The sequence below is a fragment of the Cupriavidus sp. USMAA2-4 genome, from assembly GCF_001854305.1.
Lineage (GTDB): Bacteria > Pseudomonadota > Gammaproteobacteria > Burkholderiales > Burkholderiaceae > Cupriavidus > Cupriavidus malaysiensis.
The window spans coordinates 2,544,560-2,569,348 of record NZ_CP017749.1 but is presented as its reverse complement, the minus strand read 5'-3'; the positions used below and the strand labels follow the sequence as shown (position 1 = coordinate 2,569,348).

The 24,789-nt window shown below is 65.0% G+C and carries 28 protein-coding genes; 12 read left to right on the top strand and 16 right to left on the bottom strand.

What is annotated here, in order from left to right; all coding sequences use genetic code 11:
- Nucleotides 1–189: 189 nt before the first annotated feature.
- From tnpC to BKK79_RS31235, 7 genes are all read right to left on the bottom strand, one after another.
- Entirely contained in the window at nt 190–1,758 is a 1,569-nt protein-coding gene (tnpC, locus tag BKK79_RS31260) for an IS66 family transposase (protein WP_071037355.1), read from the bottom strand.
- Between the two features lie 29 nt (nt 1,759–1,787).
- Nucleotides 1,788–2,135, bottom strand: coding sequence for an IS66 family insertion sequence element accessory protein TnpB (gene tnpB, locus BKK79_RS31255; protein WP_071023156.1), 348 nt, complete (start codon nt 2,133–2,135; stop codon nt 1,788–1,790).
- On the bottom strand, nt 2,132–2,539 hold the full coding sequence (tnpA, locus tag BKK79_RS31250) for an IS66-like element accessory protein TnpA (RefSeq protein WP_071037354.1): 408 nt from the start codon (nt 2,537–2,539) through the stop codon (nt 2,132–2,134). Before tnpA ends, tnpB begins: the two co-directional genes overlap by 4 nt.
- A gap of 892 nt (nt 2,540–3,431) precedes the next feature.
- Entirely contained in the window at nt 3,432–3,557 is a 126-nt protein-coding gene (locus BKK79_RS42005) for a hypothetical protein (RefSeq protein WP_257787596.1), read from the bottom strand.
- Nucleotides 3,558–3,619: 62 nt separating this feature from the next.
- Nucleotides 3,620–4,045: an NUDIX domain-containing protein gene (locus BKK79_RS31245; protein ID WP_071039786.1), complete on the bottom strand. Its 426-nt coding sequence runs from the start codon at nt 4,043–4,045 to the stop codon at nt 3,620–3,622.
- A gap of 56 nt (nt 4,046–4,101) precedes the next feature.
- Nucleotides 4,102–4,683, bottom strand: a complete 582-nt coding sequence (locus BKK79_RS40735; RefSeq protein WP_157128563.1) for a hypothetical protein — start codon at nt 4,681–4,683, stop codon at nt 4,102–4,104.
- Nucleotides 4,684–4,695: 12 nt separating this feature from the next.
- Entirely contained in the window at nt 4,696–5,265 is a 570-nt protein-coding gene (locus BKK79_RS31235) for a hypothetical protein (protein ID WP_071039784.1), read from the bottom strand.
- Between the two features lie 260 nt (nt 5,266–5,525).
- Here BKK79_RS31235 and BKK79_RS31230 point away from each other — a divergent pair, with 260 nt between their 5' ends.
- The 3 genes from BKK79_RS31230 to BKK79_RS31220 are packed head-to-tail and all read left to right on the top strand — an operon-like array spanning nt 5,526 to nt 7,955.
- On the top strand, nt 5,526–5,960 hold the full coding sequence (locus tag BKK79_RS31230) for a DUF4031 domain-containing protein (RefSeq protein ID WP_335582925.1): 435 nt from the start codon (nt 5,526–5,528) through the stop codon (nt 5,958–5,960).
- Between the two features lie 30 nt (nt 5,961–5,990).
- Entirely contained in the window at nt 5,991–7,271 is a 1,281-nt protein-coding gene (locus BKK79_RS41285) for a nucleoside triphosphate pyrophosphohydrolase family protein (RefSeq protein WP_071039782.1), read from the top strand.
- A gap of 9 nt (nt 7,272–7,280) precedes the next feature.
- On the top strand, nt 7,281–7,955 hold the full coding sequence (locus BKK79_RS31220) for a uracil-DNA glycosylase (RefSeq protein ID WP_071039781.1): 675 nt from the start codon (nt 7,281–7,283) through the stop codon (nt 7,953–7,955).
- A gap of 4 nt (nt 7,956–7,959) precedes the next feature.
- On the opposite strand, the gene BKK79_RS31215 is transcribed toward BKK79_RS31220, so the two are convergent.
- The 6 genes from BKK79_RS31215 to glmS form a co-directional block, all read right to left on the bottom strand.
- The gene (locus tag BKK79_RS31215; RefSeq protein WP_071039780.1) at nt 7,960–8,790 is read right to left on the bottom strand and encodes a hypothetical protein; all 831 of its coding nucleotides are present in this window, start codon (nt 8,788–8,790) and stop codon (nt 7,960–7,962) included.
- A gap of 9 nt (nt 8,791–8,799) precedes the next feature.
- Nucleotides 8,800–9,435 (bottom strand): C1 family peptidase, encoded by a 636-nt coding sequence (locus tag BKK79_RS31210; protein WP_084085373.1) that lies wholly within the window; start codon nt 9,433–9,435, stop codon nt 8,800–8,802.
- A complete protein-coding gene (locus BKK79_RS31205) occupies nt 9,432–10,493 on the bottom strand; it encodes an ImmA/IrrE family metallo-endopeptidase (RefSeq protein WP_071039778.1) in 1,062 nt (353 codons plus the stop codon). Before BKK79_RS31205 ends, BKK79_RS31210 begins: the two co-directional genes overlap by 4 nt.
- Nucleotides 10,490–10,858, bottom strand: a complete 369-nt coding sequence (locus BKK79_RS31200; protein WP_071039777.1) for a helix-turn-helix domain-containing protein — start codon at nt 10,856–10,858, stop codon at nt 10,490–10,492. The genes BKK79_RS31205 and BKK79_RS31200 overlap by 4 nt, the downstream gene beginning before the upstream one ends.
- Nucleotides 10,855–11,127: a hypothetical protein gene (locus tag BKK79_RS31195; RefSeq protein WP_071039776.1), complete on the bottom strand. Its 273-nt coding sequence runs from the start codon at nt 11,125–11,127 to the stop codon at nt 10,855–10,857. Before BKK79_RS31195 ends, BKK79_RS31200 begins: the two co-directional genes overlap by 4 nt.
- Before the next feature lie 306 nt (nt 11,128–11,433).
- Nucleotides 11,434–13,263 carry a glutamine--fructose-6-phosphate transaminase (isomerizing) gene (gene glmS, locus BKK79_RS31190; RefSeq protein ID WP_071020924.1) on the bottom strand — a complete coding sequence of 610 codons (1,830 nt, stop codon included), beginning with the start codon at nt 13,261–13,263 and terminating at the stop codon, nt 11,434–11,436.
- A gap of 161 nt (nt 13,264–13,424) precedes the next feature.
- Here glmS and BKK79_RS31185 point away from each other — a divergent pair, with 161 nt between their 5' ends.
- The 8 genes from BKK79_RS31185 to BKK79_RS41280 all read left to right on the top strand — a co-directional run bounded on the left by BKK79_RS31185 (nt 13,425) and on the right by BKK79_RS41280 (nt 19,216).
- Nucleotides 13,425–13,919, top strand: a complete 495-nt coding sequence (locus BKK79_RS31185; RefSeq protein WP_071039775.1) for an Lrp/AsnC family transcriptional regulator — start codon at nt 13,425–13,427, stop codon at nt 13,917–13,919.
- 76 nt (nt 13,920–13,995) lie between these two features.
- Nucleotides 13,996–14,559, top strand: a complete 564-nt coding sequence (locus tag BKK79_RS31180; RefSeq protein WP_071020930.1) for an FUSC family protein — start codon at nt 13,996–13,998, stop codon at nt 14,557–14,559.
- Between the two features lie 119 nt (nt 14,560–14,678).
- Nucleotides 14,679–15,326, top strand: coding sequence for a LysE family translocator (locus BKK79_RS31175; protein ID WP_071020933.1), 648 nt, complete (start codon nt 14,679–14,681; stop codon nt 15,324–15,326).
- Between the two features lie 2 nt (nt 15,327–15,328).
- Nucleotides 15,329–16,582, top strand: coding sequence for an esterase-like activity of phytase family protein (locus tag BKK79_RS31170; protein ID WP_084085371.1), 1,254 nt, complete (start codon nt 15,329–15,331; stop codon nt 16,580–16,582).
- A 198-nt stretch (nt 16,583–16,780) separates the two neighbouring features.
- Nucleotides 16,781–17,887 (top strand): S-(hydroxymethyl)glutathione dehydrogenase/class III alcohol dehydrogenase, encoded by a 1,107-nt coding sequence (locus BKK79_RS31165; protein WP_071020936.1) that lies wholly within the window; start codon nt 16,781–16,783, stop codon nt 17,885–17,887.
- A gap of 16 nt (nt 17,888–17,903) precedes the next feature.
- Complete coding sequence (fghA, locus tag BKK79_RS31160; protein WP_071040486.1) at nt 17,904–18,758, top strand: S-formylglutathione hydrolase; 855 nt, start codon at nt 17,904–17,906, stop codon at nt 18,756–18,758.
- Between the two features lie 123 nt (nt 18,759–18,881).
- Nucleotides 18,882–19,031: a hypothetical protein gene (locus BKK79_RS40725; protein ID WP_156811501.1), complete on the top strand. Its 150-nt coding sequence runs from the start codon at nt 18,882–18,884 to the stop codon at nt 19,029–19,031.
- Between the two features lie 32 nt (nt 19,032–19,063).
- Nucleotides 19,064–19,216 carry a hypothetical protein gene (locus BKK79_RS41280; RefSeq protein WP_162287350.1) on the top strand — a complete coding sequence of 51 codons (153 nt, stop codon included), beginning with the start codon at nt 19,064–19,066 and terminating at the stop codon, nt 19,214–19,216.
- A 313-nt stretch (nt 19,217–19,529) separates the two neighbouring features.
- Here the strand turns inward: BKK79_RS41280 and BKK79_RS31155 are convergent, their stop codons facing one another.
- Nucleotides 19,530–20,471: an alpha/beta hydrolase gene (locus BKK79_RS31155; protein WP_071040484.1), complete on the bottom strand. Its 942-nt coding sequence runs from the start codon at nt 20,469–20,471 to the stop codon at nt 19,530–19,532.
- A gap of 61 nt (nt 20,472–20,532) precedes the next feature.
- Nucleotides 20,533–22,023, bottom strand: a complete 1,491-nt coding sequence (locus BKK79_RS31150) for a flavin-containing monooxygenase (RefSeq protein WP_071039774.1) — start codon at nt 22,021–22,023, stop codon at nt 20,533–20,535.
- A 132-nt stretch (nt 22,024–22,155) separates the two neighbouring features.
- Here BKK79_RS31150 and BKK79_RS31145 point away from each other — a divergent pair, with 132 nt between their 5' ends.
- Nucleotides 22,156–23,253 (top strand): AraC family transcriptional regulator, encoded by a 1,098-nt coding sequence (locus BKK79_RS31145; RefSeq protein WP_071039773.1) that lies wholly within the window; start codon nt 22,156–22,158, stop codon nt 23,251–23,253.
- A gap of 293 nt (nt 23,254–23,546) precedes the next feature.
- Here BKK79_RS31145 and BKK79_RS31140 read toward each other — a convergent pair whose 3' ends face one another.
- Complete coding sequence (locus BKK79_RS31140; protein ID WP_071020944.1) at nt 23,547–24,542, bottom strand: GlxA family transcriptional regulator; 996 nt, start codon at nt 24,540–24,542, stop codon at nt 23,547–23,549.
- Between the last annotated feature and the right edge of the window lie 247 nt (nt 24,543–24,789).

The window sequence follows — 24,789 nt, the reverse complement described above, 5'->3', positions numbered from 1 at the left end:
AGGTCAACTTCCTCCGCGCGTGCACACAGAAACAATCCATTGGCATCGCGCCAGACTTCGACTAGGGTTCCCGGTGTAAGTCCAACCGCCGCCCTTCGAACCGCTCCGCTTGCGGTACGGCAACCACATACCTCAAGCTGTCTCCCATCGTAAGCGTGTCGCCGGAGCCGTCTTGCGCTACGCCAGCGTTTATGCGGTTGCGAGCCGATCGGCGACGGCCCAGGGTGTAAGCTCGTCAATCTGGTTGATAGGATGGTCTGCAATGCGCGTGAGCACGGCGCGCAGATACGCCTCGGGATCAAGGTCGTTGAGCTTGGCCGTGCCGACCAGGCTGTAGATCGCGGCGGCACGTTCGCCACCTGAGTCCGCGCCAGCGAACAGGTAGTTCCGGCGCCCGATGGCCACACCGCGCAAGGCGCGCTCGACCGGCAGGTTATCGATTTCCAGACGCCCATCGTCACAGTAGCGCGTGAGCGCTTCCCACCGATTCAGAGCATAGAGGATCGCCCGACTCGTGTCGGATTTGCGCGAGAGTGTCTCCAGTGTGGCGCCCAGCCACGCATGGAGTTGATCGAGCAAGGGCCTGGCGTGAGATTGCCGGTACGCTCGCCGCTCGTCAGGCGGTTTGCCCCGGATCGCTTCCTCAACCTTGTACAGCGCGCCGATGCGTTCTAGCGCTTCGGTATTCAAGGCATTCGGCCGCGCGGCATGCAGTTCGTAGAACTGCCGCCGGGCATGGGCCCAGCAAGCTGCTTCGGCCACTCGTCCGGTTTCGTAGATTGCCTGGTAACCGCCGTAGGCATCGGCCTGCAGCGTGCCGTTGAACGATTCGAGGTGCTGCTGCGGGTGGATGCCCTTGCGATCCGGTGTATAGGCGAACCAGACCGCCGGCGGCGCCATGTCGCCTGAGTTTCGGTCGTCGCGCACGTAGACCCACAGCCGTCCGGTCTTGGTCTTGCCATTGCCCGGCGCAAGCACCGGCACTGGCGTATCGTCCGCATGCAGTTTTGTGGCTGCCATGACGTGCCGGCGCAAGGCATCGACGAGCGGTTGCAGCAGATTCGCTCCATGGCCAACCCATTTCGCCAGCAGCGAGCGATCTAGCTCCACGCCTTCGCGAGCATAGATCGCCGACTGGCGGTAGAGCGGCACGTGGTCCGCGAACTTCGAGACCAGCACATGGGCCAGCAAGCCCGGGCCGGCCCGGCCACGCTCGATGGGGCGGCTCGGCGCAGCCGCTTGTGCGATGTGGTCGCAGCACGTGCACGCCAGTTTCGGGCGCACGTGGCGGATCACGCGAAAGCTGGCAGGCACATATTCGAGTTGTTCGGAGATGTCTTCGCCAAGCTGCTTCATCGGTCCGCCACATGCCGTACAGGTTCCCCCCGATTCCGGCCAGTGAGTCAGGATCTCGCGTGGCAGATGCTCCGGGAGTGGTTTGCGTGGCGCCTGTTCAGGTGCGGTACGCGGCGTCTTCGGAATCTCGATGGGAGCGGCGCCTTCGTCGGCTTCCAGCTCTTCCAGCCGCAACTCGAGTTGCTCGATCTGGCGATCCAGTTTCTCGGAGCTGCGGCCGAACTGCATGCGGCGAAGCTTCGCGATCAGCAGCTTCAGATGCTCAATCTCAGCCTTGGCAGTGGCATTTGCTGCCTTGTGCGATTCGACCACATCTTCCAGATGCCCGATGCGCGCATCGCGCTCAAGCAGCAAGGCTTTGAGCGCTTCGATGTCGTCCGGATAGGCGTCTGCCGTGGTCATGCCGGCAGTTTACGCGGTGGCCAGCAGGTTTACAACGCCGATGTCGGCTCTGTCGTGCGTAGGGGCTGCCGCCAGTCGATGCCTTCGAGCAGCATGGACAGTTGGGCCTGGCTCAGGCACACCACGCCACCATCGGCACGTGGCCACACGAACCGGCCGCGCTCCAGCCGCTTCATCAGCAAACACATGCCGTCGCCGCTCCACCACAGCACTTTGATCAGATCGCCACGCTTGCCTCGAAACACAAACACGTGCCCGCTGAATGGATCTCGCTCCAGCACCGTCTGGACCTTGGCGGCCAGGCTGTTGAAGCCCGAGCGCATGTCGGTTACGCCGGCGGCCAGCCAGATTCTCGTGTGGCTGGGTAAGCCGATCATGCTGCCGATCCCGATGTGCCGCGCAACATGCGGAGCACCAGCAGTAACGTGGCTTCGTTGGGCGAGCCTTCAATGCGCACGAGGGTGTTACCCACGCTGATCTCGATGGAGCCCGCCGCAGCAGCGCTGGCAACTGGAGCCGGGGCCGGATGCTCCATCTCTTGCATCGGTGCTTCCACTGTCACGGGCAGCAAAGCCACCGGATCGTATTCGCCAGCACGAAGCGATCGGCGCCATTTGAATAACAGGTTCGGATTCAACCCGTGTTCCATCGCCAAACGCGCCACCGATACGCCTGGTTCGCAGGCCAGCTTGGCCAGATGCCGCCGGAATTCGATGGGGTGGTTCGGGATGCCTTTGCGTGAGCTTCTCTTCGGTGCCTCTGTTGCCACTGTGGTCCCCACTACTTTTTGGTGGGGACTACTCTGGCAACTTCTTTTCACATCGTCGAGACGGTGCCGGGGACACGCTTACCTCCCATCTACGCTCACTTGGTTGCCTTCAACAGGACCGCGTGCTCGGGGCCCATCAACAAGCCATCGTGGGTCCACACCCGGGGTAACAAGATGCAGTTGGTAGATGTCCATGGCCAAAACAGCCCTAGCGGCGGCACTGGGTTAAGTGCTACTTATGGCTGCAAAGTCTAGGCCAAATATCGAAAAGGATGTTGTGCGCTATCACACAAAAGGCAGCGCGCGTCACTGGGCAATGATGTCTAGGGCTCCGCCGATGCTCATGGCTCGGCTTCCCAGTCTCGAGACTTCATCGTCAAGACGTTGCCGTACTGGGAGGCGCTCATTAAGCGTCCCGGCGCAACTGTTGACTGACTTGCACACGAGTAGAGATGCTTAACAAACGAGACCACGTGGCAGCCCAATCCGACAAGCCCCTTCACTCTCGACACACGCGTTGGCACAACATCGGTTGATTTGTCGACACGGATGCCGCAACAATTTGGCGCATATCGCAGCGTCGGTGTTGCCGCTCTCTCTGCCTCAGTCGTCGTTCTCTCCGTGGAGTCGATGGTGCCCGTGGTATCCATAGCCCCAGTACCCATATGGACGATAGCCGTATCCGCTATCGTACGGCCCCACGACACAGCCGCCGAGCAGCGTGGAGGCGGCAATCAGCAATGCGAGAATGGGTTTCATGGCGATTCCCCAAAGGGGACAAGCGCGGAGACGCCAGGATGGCTTTCCAGCCAACCCGCGCTCTCCGCAAAGCTCCTGCACTCAGGCTACGTTGCAACGGCCTTCGCCCTGGCAACTGCCCCTCGGTTCGCCCGATGGGAGCAACTTACTGCTTCTTCGTCTTGTCCACGCTGGCTGCGGCCTTCGCGGCTTCGGGCTGCGCCTCGGGCTTCACCATATCTGCCTTGGCCTTCACCTTGTCGGAATCATTCTTTACGTCAACCTTCGCCATACCAGCCTCGGTATGGACGGCCTTCGTCTAGCTCGCCTTGTGGTGGGCAGCTGCGGGGAACTTCAAACGCTCCCTGTCGTGACGAAATCCTGTGCCCACTGCAGAATGGGCCAGAATCGTGGCCGCAAGAGCTCTTGTGCTCTATCGAAGGAAGCCCAGCGAAACTCGTGGTGCTCCGGCCGACCAAGCTCGGCACTGACCGGGAGACTCACATCGCCCTGACGCGACAGCGCAAGATATAAGCGCGCCACCTTGCCTTTCGAGTACGGCTCGGTCTCGCGATAGTCCTCGCCCCAAGGCAATTCCAGGTCAGACAGCCCCGTTTCCTCCGTGGTCTCGCGCAGTGCCGTCTGCAACAATTCCTCGCCAGGGTCGGGCTGCCCTTTGGGGAGGTCCCAGTTACGGTAAGCGCGCAGGACCAGACAGCGCCATTCGCCTTCGAATTGTCGCAACACTACCAAACCAGCCGAACGCTTTACTATGGTCATTTTCCAATGGGGTTGCAGCGATGGTCAGCCAGCGTTCGCTCGGCGAAGGGATTGCCTCAGGCCCCGCTCAGTCGTCGACCGGGATAAAGGTGCGCCCCATACCTCCGCTCGATATTCAAGAAGTGGACTGATAGCTGCTCCGCCTCTTCAACCTGAGCAGCAAATTCATCCAGGGTCAGCTCAATCGATTTGTCCTCGCGATTTGGCGACATGTCCCAATCGAGAGGGACGAACACGAGCAGAGGCGTGGCGTCGGACAGTCGACCCGACTCGGTGAACAAGTGCTTTCCCGGCACGCCCCATCGTCCGTGAGCGTATTCGTTGCGAAGCCCTCTAGCCTTGTGCGCGCGGGCGAACCAGTGACGGAATTCCTTTTGGCCCTCATCATGAGAGGCGAACCAAGCGGCGGACACCAGCTCTTCAAGCGCTGTCAGCCGTTCATGCAGCCTTGATGTCCCTGGCTTGAGCAGCTTCCAAATGCTGGCGTCGTCTTTGTGTGCCCAGTACCCGAGTTGGAGGCCGACATTGAAATCTAGGCGTGCGATAGCATGTACGAGGCGACCCAGAAGCAAATGGAACGCGCTATCGAAATCATTTAGGGCAATCTCGGCCCATGCGTTTGAGCGCTTAGGTGGCATGCTGCGATGGTGCTAACGTTGCACGTATCGCGCAAGAAAATCGCGATAGCTGTCCAAGCAATTCACTTGCACCTTGTATCGGCCGGAAAGCGGTAGGGGGCCCTTACGAAACGAAGGTCTTCCAAAGCCATCGTACCCCAACTCCAGTTGAGCGTTTCCCGCGAGAAGCTCACACCAGCGCCGGACGTCTGTTGCCAGTTCGACCAAATCTTCTCGCAATAGACAGTGGTCGGTAAGCTGACCGTGGAAGATTTTGTTTCGTACTGCCAGCGCGTCTGAAACTATGCGCCTCAGGCCACCATACTCGGCGCCTACTATTTGCTCCACGGATAGCGGGTAAAGTGCGTCGATACCACGTTCAAAGCCGTCGAAATACACCCGCTTGTTGTCGCTCAACACTCCTCTAAGACCGGCGACGTGATGGTCGTCAAAGTCATCTGACTGAAATATGAGGTAGGTGAAGAGCTTCCGCATCTGACGCTCCATCTTTATGATGGACAGCGCGAAAACGTCGACTGCTCGTGTCGGCAGTTGGCTTTCCGCAATCATGTCGATGGTTGCGAACTCTTCTGTAAAGCTCAAGGCGCCTCCTTTCCGGGTAACCGCAGTCTCTTGCCACTCTGCCTACTGAAGCTCTTGTAGCGCTCGAACCAGCGCTATTGCCGCCGCCTTATGCCGCTCAGACCGGCCTAGCAGGTCCACAAATTGTCTAACAACCGTATCCTCCTCAGCAGCACCACGGGTCTGCACTTGCAAAAAATCTGCTACTTTTTGCAAATTTCTGGACACGAATTTGAACTCCGCGTGCTCGAATCTCGAAAGCTGACCGACATCAATCTGCAATGAGCCTGACAGTTCCGACAACGTTAGGCCGAGCGCTTTCCGTCGCAGCCGTAGCGCTCCTGCGAGTTCTTCTGCTTCTTGAACTGACTTGCGGTTTCTTCGCATCTTGCATATTATTTTGCAAACATTTTTGCGAATTGGCAAGCATGGCTATCTACGTTGACGACGAGTGCATCCCATGGCGAGGTAAGCAATGGTGCCATCTGGTTGCAGACTCTCTGACCGAACTGCACGAGTTCGCTCGCCGTCTCGGCTTACGGCGCACCTGGTTTCAGGAGCGCTCGGTCTATCCTCACTACGACGTGACAGTGAGTGTCAGAGATAAAGCCCTGACGTTGGGTGCCTCGATGGGAGACCGGAGCACAATCATCACGTGCGCAAAGCAGCTAAAGGCCGAGCTTTACGCGGAGCGGATAGCTGTGCCACAGTCCTAGGTAGAAAAATAGCTAGGAGGGTCACCCGTCATGTATCTCCCCGATGAAGTTTCGGGCAACCAGCGCCTGTCGCTTGCTGAGTACGAAGAACGCGCGTCTGCCTCAAACCAGTTTCAAGGACAGCCCGGCGCATTCAATCAGCTCCGATACGGATTCTTCGGTGAGATTGGCGGAACCCTGGCGGCGATAAAGAAGTCGAATCGCGACCTTGGAGCCGCCGAACAAGCAAACGTCACCGAAGAGCTCGGTGACGCGCTCTGGTACCTGACAACCGTTGCCGTGGAGTGCAATCGGAGTCTGAACGACGTTGGCGTTGCTGCACTGAAAGAGCTACAACGCCGCCTAGAAGTCGACAACCGTAGTTCCACGGCTGGCAATCTCACGTTTTCGGAATTCGACGGGCTTACGGAGTACTGTCGGAGCAAAATTTCCCCCGACACACGCACGGAGACACTTTGTCGGCTGGGGAAGCATTGCGGTCAACTGATGGGACTCTCCGACCCCGAGGACCTCGGCGGCACGCTTGGCCTGCTTGGGGAACTGCTTGCAGATATGATTCTCGTCTGCGCCCAATTCGACCTAAAGTTTGCTCAAGTGGCACAGGCCAACTTGGAAAAGTTTGAATCTCGGTGGCCTAAGGAAGGCACTAAGCATCATCCGTTATTCGACGAGTCGTATTCGGCGCTGGAGCAACTCCCTCGGGAGTTTACAATGCGGTTCGTCCAAGTTTTCGATGCGGACGGTGTCCCTTACGTCATTCAACAGATGAAAGGGGTAAACATCGGCGACCGCCTCACCGACAATCGCACCGAGCCAGACGGCTACCGATTCCATGATGTCTTCCATTTGGCGTACATCGCGCACCTTGGCTGGTCGCCTGTCATTCGTGGTCTTCTGAAGCTGAAGCGGAAGAGCAATCCCCAAGTCGACCGGGATGAGGACGGTGCCCGGGCCATGATTATCGAAGAGGGCATTGCCACGTGGATATTCAACCATGCGTTCCAGCGGAAGTACTTCACTGATACCCCTCCTGGCAAGCTGGAGTACGGAGTGCTGAAGCAAGTGCGTGAGATGGTGAGGGGATATGAGGTGTACGAATGCCCTCTCTGGCAGTGGGAGAAGGCCATTCTTGAGGGCTTCGAAGTGTTCCGTCAGCTTTGCGAAACAGGCGGTGGCGATGTGACGGTAAATATGACCGAACACACCATCACGTTTGAGCCGATGCAGGACGAAGAGAAGCCCACCCTGGCTATCGTTCCCAGAAAAAAGAAGATGGTCGTAGGGGCCGCGTTGCCGCCTGCGAATGATTGAAGAAAGAGTATGACCCCCCGTTCGTTCGTTGCCGCGCTGTCCGAGATTAACTTGGACGGCGTATTCAATCCCTACAGGAACCGCTGCGAAATTCACGACCTTGCGGACGCCCCAGCGGTACGCCGCAGGAACCTGCGCACCTATCTGAGCGCCATTGAACAGCTGGGAGTGGACACGATTTGGATGGGCCGCGACCTTGGGTACCGGGGCGGCCGGCGCACAGGGCTTGCGCTAACGGATGAACGACGGCTCGATGCTTTTGCACACTCGTATCCAGGCGCCACCCCGGCCAAGGCCACCAAGGGGCCTGTAGTTGCCGAGCGAACTGCGGCCGAAATTTGGGCAATCCTGGAACGCCTGGAACGCCGCCCGCTCCTGTGGAACGTGTTCCCCTTCCATCCGCACGAGGCCGATGACCCTCTGACAAATCGGAAATTTTCCGCGAAGGAGTTGGCAGCAGTATCGGAGCTGAACCAAGCGCTTTTCACATGGCTCGGCATCCGTCGAATTATCTGCATAGGCCAAGACGCAGCTAGCTACGCGCGGTCCTTCGGTATCAGCGTCGAATGCGTTCGTCATCCGAGCTATGGCGGGGTGGCCGACTTCCGTAGGGGCATGCAGGAAATCTATGGCGACAGCCTAGCTGCCCCCGCTTCGGACGCGTCCCAACCCACGCTGTTTTGATTCGTTAAATTCCTAGAACGGCTCTCGTGTTTGCCACGCCGCCCCATTCGTCAACGTCCAGCACCGCGTGCGACGAAAGGCACGTGAGAGTCCCCACTTCAAGCTCGGCTTCCTTTGCGACGAACGAGAGCAACTGAGATAGCCCGAGAAGGTTGCCGAGTGCTCGGGCGCAGTAATGGTGTGAACGGTACATAGCCGTAAGGTGAACCGCGTGCCCATCTCCGTCCGCTACGCGCTTGAAGCTAAGGTGCGAGAGGCAGGGCATGTTCAGCCAACGGTTACCGTCTACCGCAGGGTTATAGGTCGGAACGTCTCCCTCTGCAGCGTCCGCATATGCCCCCGTATCGGACGAGGCCTTCGGTAGGTCGATGGCCGGCTCAGGTATGCTGAGTTCATAAGCGGAAGCAAAAGAACCGTTGACAGGCTGTCCGTCGTGACGCAACCGCTGGACAAGCATCTCAAGGGGATTGATGGTGCCGCGGCCGTCCTTAGATGGCCGTTCCATCATCCGAAGCGCATATGTCCCCCAACTGCCGGCCTTCTTCCCTCGCTTGAGCATCTCCTTGTACTTCCCGTAGAAGTCGGGACGCTTATGCCGCCGATACATGTCTAGTGGAAAGATTGTTCCTGCGACGGTTCGCAGGGTGAGGTTCAAAGGCTCGAGCGCTGCATCAACGCGCTGCATCACGGCGGTATCTTCCGCTGTAATTGCAAGCGGGTCACTAATTTCGAGGACGATGTTCCTCGCACTTCTTCCTGGCGCTGAATCGAGATGCTTCGCTGCTGCGAGCCAGGTCGGTACCACCCGTGAATGTGTGTCGAAGAGAACGGCCATGTTTTAGTCTTACACCAAGAAACCCTCTTGCATATGCAGCAGCAGGTGTCGTTCCGGCACCCAAGCATGCCCCTGATTTCCCCATCCTTCGCCCCAGGAATTCCGAAGCAGGACGTGCGCATCGCCCGATGTGCGATGCTTCCCTATGCCTACGGCGACCATCGCATGGAATTGGTCGGGTATGACATAAGGGTCAAATTCAACAATACCGTCAGCAGGATAAAACAGCGACTTTGTAACCGCTACAACTACGCCTACGGCGTGCCCCTGTCGGATATGAGCCACAACTTCCGGAAGCGACAAATCGCGCTTTTTCGTCTGGCTCGCGTACAGCGGCGTCAAGTTGGCCGGTGGCGCCATCAGAGGCGCATCGTGGGAATCCCCACGATAGGGGTAGATGCCTTCTTCCGGCTGTCCCGGGCTCTCAACGGCGGCGAGAATCTGCTCCATGGTGAAGCCGTCGCCTGGCTGCCAGTCCTGGCCAAAGCGTGCCGCGTGGTGACACATGAACTCCACACTCAAATGCGGCGTCGCATTTGCGTAGGCATTCAGGTCCGACGTTGTGAACGCCAGGCACGTCGGACGTCTGCCCTGATTGCGGGAGGGGCCCAGTCGGCCAGAATGATTTACTTCAACTTCAATCATTCCTGACCTCGCACGTTCTCCAACCTACGTTGGCGTTCCGCCCGCGATAGACCGCCGTTCGGGTTCAGGTCATCGAACTCAGCGCTAAAAGACAGCGTGTCGCGGCTGTCTCCACCCTTGACCCAGGGAGCAGTCTCATGAACAGCGATGTCGGCACGCTGCAGAGCGGCACTTTCAGCGCCAACGATTCCGTTGGTTAGGGCCAGCTCGTAGCGCATTGTCCCGCTGCCCAGGCCACCCACCACGATAGGAGCGTCGCTGCGCTTCGATACCGTCCTGGCGTCGTGGACGAAAGGTTCGAGCGTGAACCCTTCACACCGCAACTCATCCACGGTCCACAAATGGCCTGTGCCAGCGTGGTTCGGAAGGTCCAATACGAAGCGGTCCGTGGACGCCGGCTCGATAATGCGGTCCTTGTCGGACTTGTCGAGAATCCAGACATCGCCCGTCAGCTTCACTGATGTGTCTTGAATGTGCAGCGCATCCAGCTTCAGGGCCTTAGGCTTATTCGCCAGCAGGCGTTGCACCGAGGCTTGCGAAATCACTTCCATGCGGGAAAGCGACCAAGCCATCGCTTCGTAGCTCGTCCCCAGGCGAAGAGACAGCTGATACACGACAGATGGGTTCTCGAGATGATTCTTCGACCAACCCTTCATCCGCATTATGGCGATGACGAGCCATCGCGGTGCCAGCAACGAGTATGCAAACTGATTTGCCTGGCGCTCGATGAGCTGCGCGCTCATCCCGATTTCTACGGTGTCGTCGGTAGTGCTGTCATGACCGAGGAAGTAGTGCCCTAATTCATGGGCACATGTCATATGCACCAAGCCCCGAGGCCGGTCCACGTTGACGAGGATTCCGGCTTCACCACCTTCCCGAAGGAAGCCGCCGAGCAGCTTCTTCAGCGGTCGATACATGACCGTTACTTCCGCCGCGCTAGCGAGCAGCGTCGGGTCGACGCGCGTGTAACCTTGATTGATGCGGTCCTTGGCAGAGAACTCCTCCAAGACTTCCGCGGCGCGGCGTGCGGCCTCCAGCAGTTCGTCACGAGCCATCATGGACCTCGACGTTTGGATTTGCCGGAGCTGCGCAGAAAGTCAGCAAAGCGGCCCAATTCTTCAAGGTCCTGCTCACTCAACCCCTGAGTCGCGCGAGCGAGAAACGCCACTTTCGCATCGGTCTTCGACGATTCCCCCGTGAGCAGGTACGCCACCGTTTGCCCGTACAGCTGGCTCAGCTTGTCGAGTTCTACAGCTTCAACCTTGCGAACGCCGGCCTCGATGTTGGTTACGGCCGGCCTGGATATTCCGAGCGTTGCCGCGACGTCTTCTTGCGAAAGACCGACGTACTCGCGTGCTTCTCTCAGCCTCTGAGCCAAGAGCAGACGCTGTTCGTCGGCCGAGTCAGATTTCTCTTGGCTCATAATTTCTTCGCCAAGTGCTCGAGAACCTTGGCCGACAGAAGATTAACGAACTCGTCTTTCGTCTTGTAGCCGCCGGCTTGAATGACGGTATTGGGCAGTTTCGTCTGCACAATTTTGTCGAGGGTGAGCAGTACCTCGACCGCAGTCATGGACTCGATTGGCTCCAGTAGTTCATCCACGGTGCTTGGACCACCCCCAGCAGGTATCAAGGCGTGGTCGTCCCAGAAAATTTCCAACGCCGATTTGATTTGCGCTTCTAGGTTTGCCATGGATGCTCTCCGGAGTGCAGAAGTCGATGTACGAAAATCGTACAAACACGGTTCGATTTTGTCAACCGAACTTCTTTTGAGCGAGGACTGCGCGGCACGGTGGGGAATGTGTGCCGGTTGGAAGGGGGGACTACGAGAGCGTCGAATTGATGTCGACGAAATGTGCTCAAAAAAGCATTTTGATTAGTTAGTCCGACATCCTAAATCCTTGAATAGAAGAGGATTTTCGGAAATGTCGGACTAATTATTTGGCGCGTCGGACTAACTAAGCGAAGTCACCAGCGGCGGCACAACCAGGGATCACCCCTACTCCACCGTCACCGACTTCGCCAGGTTGCGCGGCTTGTCGATGTCCGTGCCGCGCGCCAGCGCCGCGTGGTAGGCCAGCAACTGCATCGGCAGCGTGTGCAGGATGGGCGAGAGCGGCCCGTAGTATTCGGTCATGCGCAGCACCTCCACGCCCGCGCTGGGGGCGATGCCGCAGTCGCTGTCGGCGAAGACGAAGAGCTGGCCGCCGCGCGCGCTGACTTCGTGCATATTGCTCTTGAGCTTTTCCAGCAGGCGGTCGTTGGGGGCGACGGCCACCACCGGCATGGCGTCGCTGACCAGCGCCAGCGGTCCGTGCTTGAGTTCGCCGGCGGCATAGGCTTCGGCGTGGATGTAGGAGATCTCCTTCATCTTCAGCGCGCCTTCCATCGCCACCGGGTAGTGCATGCCGCGCCCGAGGAAGAGGATGTTCTCGCGCCGCGTCAGCCGCTCCGACCAGTCGATGATCTGCGGTTCCAGCGCCAGCACCTGGCGCATGGCGTCGGGCAGGTGGCGCAGCGCGCGCAGGTGTTCCTGCTCGCTGGCTTCGTCGAGGCGGCCGCGCTGCTGGGCCAGCGCCAGGGCCAGCAGGAAGAGCGCGACCAGTTGCGTGGTGAAGGCCTTGGTCGAGGCCACGCCGATCTCCACGCCGGCGCGCGTGATGAACTGCAGCGCGCATTCGCGCACCAGGGCGCTGGTGGGCACGTTGCAGATGGCCAGGGTGTGGGCCATGCCTTGCCGCCTGGCCTCGGCCACCGCGCCCAGCACGTCGGCCGTCTCGCCGCTCTGCGACACCGCCACCACCAGCGTGCGCGGGTCGGCCACGCCTTCGCGGTAGCGGAATTCGCTGGCGATCTCGACGGCGGCAGGCACGCCCGCCAGGCTTTCGATCCAGTGCTTGGCCGTGAGCGCGGCGTGGTAGCTGCCGCCGCAGGCCAGCAGCAGCACGCGGTCGCAGGCGTCGAAGACGCGCCAGGCGGTGTCGCCGAACAGTTCGGGCATCACCGCGGTGACGTCCTGCAGGGTGTCGGCGACCGCGCGCGGCTGCTCGAAGATCTCCTTCTGCATGTAGTAGCGGTAGGGGCCCAGTTCAGCGCTGGCGCCGTGCGCGGCTACCTGCTGCACCGGCCGCTCGACGCGCTGCCCGGCGGCGTCGACGATCCAGTGCCGGTGCAGCTGCACGTCGACCACATCGCCGTTCTCCAGGTAGGCGATGCGGTCGGTCACGCCGGCCAGGGCGATGGCGTCGGAGGCGAGGAAGTTCTCGCCGGCGCCGACGCCGACCACCAGCGGCATGCCGTCGCGCGCGCCGACCAGCCGGTGGGGCTCGTCGCGGCACAGCACGGCGATGGCGAAGCTGCCGCGCAGGCGTGCCACCGCGGCGCGCACGGCCTCGAACAGGTCGCCCTCGTAGAGGTGGTCGATCAGGTGGGCGATGGCCTCGCTGTCGGTCTGGCTGGCGAACACATAGCCGCTGCGCTCCAGGCCGGCGCGCAGTTCCTCATAGTTCTCGATGATGCCGTTGTGCGACAGGGCGATGCGCGCGCCCGTCTCGCGCGGCGAGAAGTGGGGATGGGCGTTGTCGGTGACGGGCTTGCCGTGGGTGGCCCAGCGCGTGTGCGCGATGCCGGTGGCGCCCGCCAGGGCGCGCGCGGCGACGTCCTGCTGCAGCCCCGCCACGCGCCCCACGCTGCGGGCCCGCGCCAGGCTCCGGTCCTGGTGCACGGCCACGCCGCAGGAGTCATAGCCACGGTACTCCAGCCGCTTCAGGCCATTGACCAGGTCCGGGACGATGTCCCGCTGCGCGACCGCACCGACGATTCCACACATGGTTCTTTCCTCTCGATGGCCCCGGGCTTGGGGCGTTGCGAGGATCTTATGTGCGACCAGATGATATTTTCTTTCATTATTCTTTTATTCATGAAATCATTGGCACCATCCGAATTGCAGTGAAATTTTCTTTCACTGCATCGACGCCACTCCCGATTGCCATGAGCCAGCCGGCATTCCCGCTCGACGACCTCGACCTGCGCATCCTGCGCACCTTGCAGCACGACGCCTCACTGTCCAACGCGGCGCTGGCCGAGCACGTGCATGCCTCCGCGCCGACCTGCCTGCGGCGCGTGCGCCGGCTGCGCGAGGCTGGCCTGATCCGGCGCCAGATCGCGCTGCTCGACGCCGCCCGCCTCGGCGCCACGCTGACCGCCATCATCGAGATCACGCTGGACCGCCAGGCGGCGGAGGACTACGCCGCCTTCGAAGCCTATATCTGCGCCGAGGCGGCGGTGACGCAGTGCTACCGGGTCTCGCCGGGGCCGGACTTCGTGGTGATGGCCGAACTGGCCGACATGCCGGCCTACGATGCGCTGGCGCGCCGGCTGTTCACTGCCATGGCCAATGTGCGCAATGTGCGCACCTTCTTTTCCACCCACCGCGCCAAGTTCGAAGGCAATGCGCCGGTTGCCGGACGCGGTGCGCCGGACTGAGGGCGGCCCGCCGCTTGCACCGTGCGGCACGCGCCGACAGAATGGGCGCCGACCCGTTACCAGGAGATCCCGCGCCATGCCCACACCGGACAGCCAGGCACAGCGCCAGCGCCGTACGGCGGCGGCGACCACGCTGCTCGACCTGTTCAAGTCCCTGCCGCTGCACGACCGCCTCGCCGAGGGCGGCATCATGGCCCTGCAGGCGGTGGGTGGGGCCAGCCTCGCCTACCAGGTCGGCAGTTACCTGCACACGGAGCAGGCATTCTGGGCGGCCATCACGGCCATCGCGGTGTCCCAGCACCACTATGCCGATACCCGCCACCTGTCGCGCGACCAGTTCGTCGGCGCCATGATCGGGGCCTTCTGCGGACTCGGCGCCACCGTGCTGGGCCATGGCAGCCTGCTGGCCTACGGGGCGGCGGTGGCCGCCGCCATCCTGATCTGCTGGATCATCAATATCGGCAGCGCGGCGCGCCTGGGCGGGGTCACCGCGACCATCATGCTGCTGGTGCCGAGCGCCGGCCCGGCCTGGGAGATCGCGCTGCTGCGGCTGGGCCAGGTCACGCTGGGCACGCTCTCCGCGCTGGCCGTGAGCTGGCTGATCGGCCTTGCGGAAAAGCGGCTGCTGGCCCAACAATAGCGTCACGTCCGTGCCACGCCGGCGCCACATCCGGCCGGCCGGCATGCTGTGCCCGCCGGCCGCGCTGCCCCGCCCGGACCGCCGCTGCCCACTCCACGCTCCACGACTCACGACCCATCATGACGCTCTCCACCCTGCTGCTGTTCGTGCTCGCCTCCGCGCTCGCCATCGTGACGCCCGGCCCCACCGTCCTGCTCGCGCTCAACAACGGTTCGCGCTATGGCGTGCGTGCGGCCTGCTGGGGCATGGCCGGCGCGGTCGCCGCCGACGTGATGCTGGTGACCATCACGGCGGCCGGCCTGGGCGTGCTGCTGGCGGCCTCCGAGTTCGCCTTCCGCGCGCTGAAGTGGGCGGGCGCGGCCTACCTGGCCTATGTCGGCTGGAAACTGCTGCGCGCCCCCGCGCCGGAGGCCGGCGCCCTGGCGCCGCAGCCGGGCCTGGCGGAGGCCCGCGACGGCGCCCGCGCGCATGCGCTGTTCCTGCGCAGCTTCCTGGTGGCGGCGACCAATCCCAAGGCCCTGCTGTTCATGTCGGCCTTCCTGCCGCAGTTCATCGACACGCGTGCCGCGCTGCTGCCGCAGTACGCGCTGATCATGGGCCTGCTGGCCCTGCTCAATGTGCTGGCGATGCTGGGCTACGCCATGCTGGGCGCGCACATGATGCGCCGGCTGCGCGCCAGCGGCATGCGCTGGCTGAACCGTATCTCCGGCGCGGCCCTGATCGGCCTGGCCGCCTCGCTCGCCCTGTTCCGCCGCGCGCAGGCCTGAGCATGGGCCGCCGCCTGGCCGGCGCGCCGGCGCGCGCTTGGTCCCGCCCGATCGGCCCCTGGATCGCCCGTTCGATCGCCCGTTCAATCGCCCCCCTCGCCGCCCTGGCGGCCGCGCTGCTGCTCGGTGCCTGCGCCGGCGCGCAGCAGGGTCCGGCGCCCGAGCGCGGCGGCCTGCGCCTGCTCGGCGAACAGCGTCTCGCCTGGCGCCAGGCCTTCGGCGACACCGTCGTCGGTGGCCTGTCCGGCATCGACTACGATGCGCGCAGCGGCACCTGGGTCATGGTCAGCGACGACCGCTCGGTGTTCTCCCCGGCGCGCTTCTACACCGCCACGCTCGACTACGGCAGCCACGGTTTCACGGGGCTGCGGCTGGAGGGCGTCACCCTGCTGCGCCAGCCCGACGGCAGCCTCTTTCCCAATCGCCGCCAGCAGGCGGCGCGCGGCGGCGAGGTGCCCGACTTCGAGTCGATCCGGATCGATCCCGCCGACGGCAGCCTGTGGATCGGCAGCGAGGGCGGCTGCGCGGTGCGCGAGAATCCCGCGCTGCTGCACCTGGCGCGCGACGGCCGCACGCTGTCGCGCTTCGAAGGCCCGGCCATGTTCGACCTGTGCCGCCGCGCCGGCACCGGCACGCGCGACAACCTGGCCTTCGAAGGCCTGACGTTCGCGCGCGACGGCCGTTCGCTGTGGGTGTCGATGGAAGGCCCGCTGTGGCAGGACGGCCCGGTGCCGGCGCGCGGTCAGGGCAGCGTCACGCGGCTGACGCAGTTCACGCGCGCCGGCGGTGTGCTGCGCCAGGTGGCCTACCCGCTCGACGCGCTGCCCGACACGCCGGCCGAAGACCCGTCCGCCGTCAACGGCGTCAGCGAGATCCTGGCCGTCGACGACGGCCACCTGCTCACGCTCGAACGCGCCGCGGTGCGGCAGCCCGATGGCCGCTACCTGATGTCGCTGCGCCTGTACGAGCTCGACCTGCGCGAGGCCAGCGACATCCAGGCACTGCCCGCCCTGCAGGGCGCCGCCTACCGGCCGGTGCGCAAGCGGCTGGTGCTCGACCTGTCGGAGCTGCCGCTGGCGCGGCTGGACAACCTGGAGGGCATGGCCTGGGGACCGCGCGTGGGCGACGGCTGCGCCACCCTTGTACTGGTCTCCGACGACAACTTCAACCCGGCCCAGGTGACGCAGTTGCTGGCCTTCGATGTACTGCCGGCCAGCGGACTGTGCCGCGCCGGCGCACCGGCTGCACCGCGCTAGCGCCGGCAATCCGGGCATCCGGGCATCCGGGCATCCGGGCATCCGGGCATCGGCGCGGCCGGCCCGCGCGGCCGGCCAACTTTGCCGCAGGCCGGGCCAATGTCGGCGCCGCGGCGGTCCCGGCGCGGCGGCACGCGCGTATAGTCCTAGTCCATTGCGCGCCGCCGGCGTGCCGCCCTACCCCCGAAGGAGCCCGAGATGAAGACCAAAGCCGCCATCGCCTGGAAAGCCGGCGCCCCGCTGACCATCGAAGACGTCGACCTGGACGGCCCGCGCGCCGGCGAGGTGCTGGTCGAGATCAAGGCCACCGGCATCTGCCACACCGACTACTACACGCTGTCCGGCGCCGATCCCGAAGGCATCTTCCCCGCCATCCTCGGCCACGAGGGCGCCGGCATCGTCACCGACGTGGGCCCGGGCGTGACCTCGCTCAAGCCGGGCGACCACGTGATCCCGCTCTACACGCCCGAGTGCCGCCAGTGCAAGTTCTGCCTGTCGCGCAAGACCAACCTGTGCCAGGCCATCCGCGCCACCCAGGGCAAGGGCCTGATGCCCGACGGCACCTCGCGCTTCTCGCTCGACGGCAAGCCCATCTTCCACTACATGGGCACCTCCACCTTCGCCAACCACATCGTGGTGCCGGAGATCGCGCTGGCCAGGATCCGCCCCGATGCCCCCTTCGACAAGGTCTGCTACATCGGCTGCGGCGTGACCACCGGCGTCGGCGCCGTGATCTTCACCGCCAAGGTCGAGGCGGGCGCCAACGTGGTCGTGTTCGGCCTGGGCGGCATCGGCCTGAACGTGATCCAGGCCGCGAAGATGGTGGGCGCGGACAAGATCATCGGCGTCGACATCAACCCGGGGCGCGAAGCCATGGCGCGCCGGTTCGGCATGACCCACTTCGTCAACCCGAAGGAAGTCGACAACGTGGTCGACCACATCGTGCAGCTGACCGACGGCGGCGCCGACTACTCCTTCGAGTGCATCGGCAACACCCAGGTCATGCGCCAGGCGCTGGAGTGCTGCCACAAGGGCTGGGGCAAGTCCATCATCATCGGCGTGGCCGAGGCCGGTGCCGAGATCTCCACCCGCCCCTTCCAGCTGGTGACCGGACGCGAGTGGAAAGGCTCGGCCTTCGGCGGCGCGCGTGGCCGCACCGACGTGCCGAAGATCGTCGACTGGTACATGGAAGGCAAGCTGAACATCGACGACCTGATCACCCATACGCTGCCGCTGGAACGCATCAACGAAGGCTTCGACCTGATGAAGCGCGGCGAATCGATCCGTTCGGTGGTGCTGTACTGAGGAGGCCGCCGTGGCACTGGAACTGATCTCGGAGCACGGCTGCCACGGAGGCGTGCAGCGCTTCTACCGGCATGACGCGGAGACCATCGGACTGCCGATGCGCTTCTCGGTCTTCCTGCCGCCGCAGGCGCTCGCCGCCAGCGCGCCGCGCGTGCCGGCGCTGTTCTACCTGGCCGGCCTGACCTGCACCGAAGAGACCTTCGCCATCAAGGCCGGCGCCCAGCGCCTGGCCGCCGAGCTGGGCCTGATGCTGGTGGCGCCCGACACCAGCCCGCGCGGCGCCGGCGTGCCGGGCGAGGCCGACAGCTGGGATTTCGGCGTGGGCGCTGGCTTTTACCTCGATGCCAGCGAGGCGCCCTGGTCGCGCCACTGGCGCATGGAAAGCTATATCGTGGACGAGTTGTTCGCGCTGGCCACCACCGTGCTGCCGGCCGACCGCGAGCGCGTGGGCCTGTGCGGCCACTCGATGGGCGGACACGGCGCACTGGTGCTGGCGCAACGCCATCCGCAGCGCTTCCGCTCGGTGTCGGCCTTCGCGCCGATCGCGGCGCCGTCGCGCTGCCCCTGGGGCGAGAAGGCCTTCACCGGCTATCTCGGTGCCGACCGCGCGCGCTGGGCGCAGCACGATGCCAGCGCGCTGATGCAGGCGCAGCCGGCGGCGCCCTTCCCGCGCGGCATCCTGGTCGACCAGGGCCTGGCCGACAAATTCCTGGCCGAGCAGCTGCATCCCGAAGCCTTCGAGGCCGCCTGCGCCGCGGCCGGGCAGCCGCTGACGCTGCGCCGCCATGCGGGCTACGACCACGGCTACTACTTCATCGAGACCTTCATCGACGACCACCTGCGCCACCACGCGGCGCAGCTCGCCGCCTGAGCCCGGCCGGCGCGGGCGCCGGCCCCGGATCCCGATCCTGATCGCCCAACCGCCAGGCACCCGCCTGGCGGTTGGGCGCGCGCGTGCCTAGAATGAAAATGGTCGCTCGTACAGGAGACCGCCATGCTTACCGCGCTCGTTCTTGCGGCGGTCATCGTCGCGCTCTACGTGTTCGCCATCCGGGCCGAGTTCTTCCACAAGTCCCTGCTCTATCCCGAGCACGAGCACCCCGTCCGCTACTGGTGGAACCGGCTGATCCATCACAGGCAGTAGCGCCGCCACGCACGCGCTTCACGGTGGCCGCCATGCTCGAAGTGATCGTCTACGCCGCAACCATCCTCGGCGCCCACCGCTTGATGGTGCAGGCCGGCTGCTTCAGCCAGCCCGTGCTCTACCCCGACCTCGACCATCCGCTGCGCTACTGGTGGGCGCGGCGGGTTGCACAGGACCTGCCCTAGTCCCCGCCCTAGTCCTCGCCCTGGTTCCGGCCCTGGCCCGAGGCCCAGGAAGAAGCCGTGCGGCGCAGCAGGGCGTGCCGGCGCGCCACCGGCATCGGCACGCCGCTCGGATTCTGGTGCGATGGCGTGATGAAGATCGCGCGCGGACGGTCGGACGCGGCGCGCGGCGAAGTCCATGCCCCCGCCGTACACCGCCACGCTCGCGCGTACGCGCCGGCCCCGGAGGTGATGCCAACGTCTCCCGCCGCGCCGCCGCCGGAGGCGCCTCCGCTTCATCAGGACGTCTGCCGCCCCGGCGACAGCCGCGCAACCCTCAGTCGCCGCGCAGCACCTCGCCGAAGCGGCGGACGGCGTGCTGGATGATGGCCTGCGCGCCGGGCGACCAGCGCCCCATGTCGAAGAAGCCGTGGATCATGCCGGGGCCGGCGATGTAGTCGGCCTCGACACCGGCGGCCCGCAGGGCCTCGGCGTAGGCGGCCCCCGAATCGCGCAGGGGATCGAACTCGGCCGTCACTACCACGGCCGGCGGCAAGCCGGCCAGGCTCGCGGCCTGCAACGGTGCCAGGCGCGGATCCAGGGTCTGGCCAAAGCCGCCCGCATAGTGGCCGTAGAACCAGGCCATGGTGTCGGCTTCGAGGAAGTAGCCCTTGGCGTTCCGCTCCATGCTGGGGTAGACCGCGCCGACGTGGTCCACCGCCGGATAGATGAGGAACTGCGCGGCCAGCCGGATGCCCTGGTCACGCAGCTGCTGCGCCACCACGGCCGAGAAGTTGCCGCCCGCGCTGTCGCCCGCCACGCCGACGGTGCTGCTGCCGCCGAGGTCGGCGGCGTGGGACACGACCCACCGGGCGGCAGCCAGCGCGTCCTCGATGCCGGCGGGGAACGGATGCTCGGGCGCGAGGCGGTAGTCCACCGCCACCACCACCGCGCGTGCGCCCCGGCAGATGTCGCGGCACATATTGTCATGTGTGTCGAGGTCGCCGATGACAAAGCCGCCGCCATGGAAGAAAGCGACGGTGGGAAACGGGCCGGCGCCCTCGGGGCGATAGATGCGCGCCTTCAGCGGGCCGGCGGCGCCGTCGACGGTGGTGTCCTGCACGCTGCCGACCGGCACCAGCTGCTCGGGCGTGCGCGTGCCGATGGTCAGCGCCAGGTAGGCGGCGCGCCCTTCTTCGGGCGAGCCTTCGTGCAGGGGCCTGGCGCCTGCGCCGGTCATCATCTGCAGGGCGCCGGCGAGGTGGGGATCGAGGGCCATGGTCATTGTCTCCTTGGATCGGATGGTTTTTCTGGGGAAGGAAAAGCAGGCGCAGCGGCGCTCAACGATACCTCAGCGCTTCGTCGTCGGGCTGCACCGCGGGCAGGATGGAACGCTCTTCGGCGTACTCCATCTGGTGCGTCCACGGGGCGCGGTCGCCTTGGCGGAACAGGTGGTGCTGCGCCCGCATGACGTAGCCGGCATTGAAGTTGGTGGCGTCCATCCAGGGCAGGCGCGGCATGCCGGCGTCGCTGGCGCGCAGCGCGGGCTCGACCATGGTCAGGCCATGCTGCCGCATGTGCGCGATCACCCGGCACACCAGGTCGCAGACCAGGTCCGAGCGCAAGGTCCAGCTCGCGCGGAAGTAGCCCAGGGTGTAGACCATATTGGGAACGCCCTCGATCATCAGGCCCCGATAGGTGACGCGCTGCGTGAAGTCCACCGGCGCGCCGTCGACGCGGAAGGGCACGCCGCCGAAGAAGCGCATATTGAAGCCCGTGGCGGTGACGACGATGTCGGCATCGAGGTGCTCGCCGCTGCTCAGCCGGATGCCGGTGTCGTCGAAGCATTCGATGGTATCGGTGACCACCGACGCCTTGCCGCCACCGATCGCCGTGAACAGGTCGCCGTCCGGCACCACGGCCACGCGCTGCTGCCAGGGGCGGTAGCGCGGGTTGAAATGCTTGTCCACGTCGAAATCGCCGGGCAGGCGGCTGCGGGCCTGCTCGAGCAGGAACTGGCGCAGGTCTTCGGGCTGCTCGAACGACATGCGCACCACCTCGGCGGACTTGGCAATATGCGCGCGCCGCAGGATTTCATGCACCCAGTCCTCGGGCAGGTCCAGCGCCCGCAGCGGCGCTTCCAGCGGGTGGGACCACGGCTCGGCCGAGAAGAAGGTCGGCGAGCGCTGCAGCATGGTCACGTGCGCTGCGTCATCGGCAAGGGCGGGAATCAGCGTGGCCGCGGTGGCACCCGAGCCGATCACGACCACCCGCTTGCCGGTGCAGTCCAGGTCCTGCGGCCAGTGCTGCGGGTGCACCACCTGGCCCTTGAAGTCCTGCATGCCCGGCCATTGCGGCGTGTGGCCCTTGCCATGGTCGTAGTAACCCGAGCACATCCAGAGCATGCCCGCGGTGATCGTCACCGTGTCCCCCGCGGCCTTGCGCGCGACCTCCAGCGTCCAGCGCCGCTGCTGCGACGACCAGTCCGCCGCCGTGACCTTGTGCCCGTAGCGGATGTGCGGCGCCAGCTCGTTTTCCTCGATCACTTCGCCCAGGTAGCGGCGGATCTCCTCGGCCGTGGCGATGGAGCGGCCGCGCCAGGGCTTGAAGCCATAGCCGTAGGTATAGAGGTCGCTGTCCGAGCGTGCGCCCGGATAGCGATGCGTCCACCAGGTCCCGCCGAACCCGTCCATGGCGTCCAGCACGGCAAAGCGGCTTTCGGGAAAGCGCCGGCGCAGGTGCCAGGCGGCGCCGATGCCTGAGATGCCGGCGCCGATGATAAGGAAGTCGAAGTGCTCCGCGGCATCCTGCCGGCCGGTTTGCGTGTCCATGCGATCTGTCTCCTGTCTGGTCTGTCTGTTCTGTGTCGAGCGCTGCCGACCGAGCCAATGCTAGGGTTAAACCTCTGGTCGATTTTGGCTTTACGCGACAAGATTTTGATGTTCCACGACAGGCATCCCGCGATGGCCCCTGATTCGCCACACGCCAATCTCGTCCGCGCGGCCGCGCTGGCCGGCTTCCAGCGGCTGGTCCGCGATCTCGGCGGTGATCCCGACGCCATCCTGCGCGCTTGCGCGCTGGATCCGCGCGACCTCGCCGATCCCGACCGCTACCTCCCCGGCCGCCATGTGGCGCAGGCGATCGAAGCCGCTGCCACCACGCTGGGCGTGGGCGATTTCGGCCTGCGCCTGTCGGCCGCGCAGGAGCTGGAGGCCCTGGGCCTGCTGGTGCTGATCATGCAATCCGCCTCCAGCGTGCGCGAGGGACTCATGCTGGGTGCCAAGTACGTCCACTTCCACAACGCCGGGCTGGGGTACCGGATCTTCATGGATCCGGCCAGCGGGCTGGAATGCGTGGAGGTGTTCCAGCGCATGCAGGCCCAGCCGGGCCTGCCGGGCCTGCCGGGCCTGCCGGGCCTGCCGGGCCTGCCGGAGTTGCCGGAGCTGCCGGAGTTGCCGCAGGTCACGGAGATCTGCGTGGCCTACCAGTGCCGCCTGATCGCCATGCTGTCCGATGGCAAGCTGCAGCCCGCCGCGATCCATTTCCGCCATGGCCCGATCGCCGGCAGCGCCCGCTATCGGCAGCACCTGGGCCAGGTCCCGCGCTTCCACGCCGAGTTCGACGGCATCTCGATCGATCCCCTCGCCTGGCGCCAGAAACTGCCGCGGCACAACCGGCTGCTGCAGGACTTCGTCGAGCGTTTCCTGCTCGGACCGTCGTCCGGCCAGGAGGCTTCGGTCGCCGAACAGGTCGGCAATGTGCTGGGCAACCTGGTCCGCATCGGCATGACAGACCTGGCGACCGTCGCGCGCGCGGTGGGACAGCACCCCAGGACCCTGCAGCGCAGGCTGCATGCCGAAGGCGTGCAGTTCGAGCAGTTGCGGGACGCGGCCAGGATGGTGTGGGCGCGCCAGTTGCTGGCCCAGCCTGGTCTCAAGCTGCCGCATATCGCGCAATTGCTGGGATTCTCGGACCAATCGGTGCTCACGCGCGCCTGCCGGCGCTGGTTCGGCGCCGCCCCCAGGCGCTTGCGCCAGGGGGCGGCGTCCCTCACCAGGTAATGGCCGCCATGCGAAACACAGCCCGGTCGAACCCCGCGGCCGCGCCCGGCCCGTATCGGGCGAGCGCCCGGACGGCACGCTGCGGCCGGCGATGACGATGTTCCTCGCGGGCATCGCGCTGGGAACGCCGGCCCGGCGGCGGTACGGCGAAGCGCTGGAAGCACCTGAAGCACCTGAAGCACCTGAAGCACCTGAAGCACCTGAAGCACCTGAAGCACCTGGCACGCCTGGAGCGGGCGGTGCTTACCCCCGGATCGCCCGCGTCGGCAGGAAGGCCGGCAGGCACCAGCCCCTCAGCGCCCGGCGCCGAAGCGCTCCCGGTACTCGCGCGGCGTCACGCCGACCTGGCGGACGAAAGCACGCCGCAGCGCCTCGTCCGAACCGAAGCCCGCCTGCGCGGCGATGCCCTTGAGCGCCATGCCGCCCTGTTCCAGCAGGCGCCGCGCGGCTTCCACGCGGGCTGCCTCGATGAAGGCGGCCGGGCTGCTGCCGGTCTCGCGGGTGAACACGCGGCGGAAGTTGCGCTCGCTCATGGCGGCGCGCGCCGCCAGCTCGGCCAGCGTGAAATCGCGCCCGAGGTTGGCCAGGATCCAGTCCTGCACGCCGCGGATGCCGCCATGGGCGGTAGCCTGGCTGGCCAGGTGCACGCTGAACTGGGACTGCCCGCCGGGCCGCTTGAGGAACACCACCAGCTCGCGCGCCAGGTCCAGGGCGATCTCGCGGCCGAGGTCCTCTTCCACCACGGCCAGGGCGAGGTCGATGCCGGCGGTGACGCCCGCCGAGGTCCACAGGTTGCCCTGGCGGATGAAGATGGCGTCGGCATCGACCTCGACGGCGGGAAAGCGCTGGTGCAGCAGGCCGGCGACGCTCCAGTGCGTGGTCGCGCGGCGCCCGTCCAGCAGTCCCGCCGCGGCCAGGAAGAAGGTGCCGGAGCAGAGCGCGATCAGGCGCCCGATGCGCGGCGCGACGGCACGCGCCCAAGGCACGATGGCGGGCGCCTGCGCCAGCGCGCGCTCGATGTCGCGCGCGCCGACGATCAGCGCGATATCCGGCAGCAGCACGGTATCGAGCCGGCCGGTCGCCTCCAGCGTCATCAAGGTGTCGGAGCGCACCGGACCGGTCTCGAGCGAGACCACGCGCACGGCATAGGCCGGCGGCAGGCCGCGCCGCGCCAGCTGGAGGTTGGCGTAGTCGAACACCGTCATCGGGCCGACCGCCTCCATGGCCTTGAAGCCGGGGTACACCACGATGTCCACGCGCCGGAGCGCGGTTTCTGCCTGGGCTTGCATCGATCTGAGCGGAAGGAAACCGGGCGAGTTTACCGCAGCGGCGTCCCCACCCCCGCCACCGCCCCGCCAGCGCCCCGCCATCGCCCCACCACCGCCGCCGGTTCTTATGCGCCCAGCGCCTTAGTCGGACCGCGTGCAAGCTTGTACCAAACAATTCGTTCAATCGGCCTCGGCCAGTTCTTAGCATGGTGCATCGCCCTCCGCTGCCACCACTCTGGTGTCCTGGAATTCGTGATTCAGGACACCA

Bases quoted from the DNA above. Each gene is read 5' to 3' on its own strand.
- BKK79_RS40735 (WP_157128563.1), bottom strand. From the start codon at position 4,683: ATGCCACCTAAGCGCTCAAACGCATGGGCCGAGATTGCCCTAAATGAT.
- BKK79_RS31140 (WP_071020944.1), bottom strand. From the start codon at position 24,542: ATGCAAGCCCAGGCAGAAACCGCGCTCCGGCGCGTGGACATCGTGGTG.
- BKK79_RS31230 (WP_335582925.1), top strand. From the start codon at position 5,526: ATGAGCCTGACAGTTCCGACAACGTTAGGCCGAGCGCTTTCCGTCGCA.
- BKK79_RS31155 (WP_071040484.1), bottom strand. From the start codon at position 20,471: ATGGCCCTCGATCCCCACCTCGCCGGCGCCCTGCAGATGATGACCGGC.
- BKK79_RS41285 (WP_071039782.1), top strand. From the start codon at position 5,991: ATGTATCTCCCCGATGAAGTTTCGGGCAACCAGCGCCTGTCGCTTGCT.
- BKK79_RS31150 (WP_071039774.1), bottom strand. From the start codon at position 22,023: ATGGACACGCAAACCGGCCGGCAGGATGCCGCGGAGCACTTCGACTTC.
- BKK79_RS31170 (WP_084085371.1), top strand. From the start codon at position 15,329: ATGGGCCGCCGCCTGGCCGGCGCGCCGGCGCGCGCTTGGTCCCGCCCG.
- BKK79_RS31195 (WP_071039776.1), bottom strand. From the start codon at position 11,127: ATGGCAAACCTAGAAGCGCAAATCAAATCGGCGTTGGAAATTTTCTGG.
- BKK79_RS31205 (WP_071039778.1), bottom strand. From the start codon at position 10,493: ATGATGGCTCGTGACGAACTGCTGGAGGCCGCACGCCGCGCCGCGGAA.
- BKK79_RS41280 (WP_162287350.1), top strand. From the start codon at position 19,064: ATGCTCGAAGTGATCGTCTACGCCGCAACCATCCTCGGCGCCCACCGC.
- tnpC (WP_071037355.1), bottom strand. From the start codon at position 1,758: ATGACCACGGCAGACGCCTATCCGGACGACATCGAAGCGCTCAAAGCC.
- BKK79_RS31185 (WP_071039775.1), top strand. From the start codon at position 13,425: ATGAGCCAGCCGGCATTCCCGCTCGACGACCTCGACCTGCGCATCCTG.
- BKK79_RS31220 (WP_071039781.1), top strand. From the start codon at position 7,281: ATGACCCCCCGTTCGTTCGTTGCCGCGCTGTCCGAGATTAACTTGGAC.
- BKK79_RS31165 (WP_071020936.1), top strand. From the start codon at position 16,781: ATGAAGACCAAAGCCGCCATCGCCTGGAAAGCCGGCGCCCCGCTGACC.
- BKK79_RS31200 (WP_071039777.1), bottom strand. From the start codon at position 10,858: ATGAGCCAAGAGAAATCTGACTCGGCCGACGAACAGCGTCTGCTCTTG.
- BKK79_RS31245 (WP_071039786.1), bottom strand. From the start codon at position 4,045: ATGACCATAGTAAAGCGTTCGGCTGGTTTGGTAGTGTTGCGACAATTC.
- BKK79_RS31215 (WP_071039780.1), bottom strand. From the start codon at position 8,790: ATGGCCGTTCTCTTCGACACACATTCACGGGTGGTACCGACCTGGCTC.
- tnpB (WP_071023156.1), bottom strand. From the start codon at position 2,135: ATGATCGGCTTACCCAGCCACACGAGAATCTGGCTGGCCGCCGGCGTA.
- BKK79_RS31180 (WP_071020930.1), top strand. From the start codon at position 13,996: ATGCCCACACCGGACAGCCAGGCACAGCGCCAGCGCCGTACGGCGGCG.
- BKK79_RS31175 (WP_071020933.1), top strand. From the start codon at position 14,679: ATGACGCTCTCCACCCTGCTGCTGTTCGTGCTCGCCTCCGCGCTCGCC.
- BKK79_RS31210 (WP_084085373.1), bottom strand. From the start codon at position 9,435: ATGATTGAAGTTGAAGTAAATCATTCTGGCCGACTGGGCCCCTCCCGC.
- BKK79_RS40725 (WP_156811501.1), top strand. From the start codon at position 18,882: ATGCTTACCGCGCTCGTTCTTGCGGCGGTCATCGTCGCGCTCTACGTG.
- BKK79_RS42005 (WP_257787596.1), bottom strand. From the start codon at position 3,557: ATGGCGAAGGTTGACGTAAAGAATGATTCCGACAAGGTGAAGGCCAAG.
- glmS (WP_071020924.1), bottom strand. From the start codon at position 13,263: ATGTGTGGAATCGTCGGTGCGGTCGCGCAGCGGGACATCGTCCCGGAC.
- BKK79_RS31145 (WP_071039773.1), top strand. From the start codon at position 22,156: ATGGCCCCTGATTCGCCACACGCCAATCTCGTCCGCGCGGCCGCGCTG.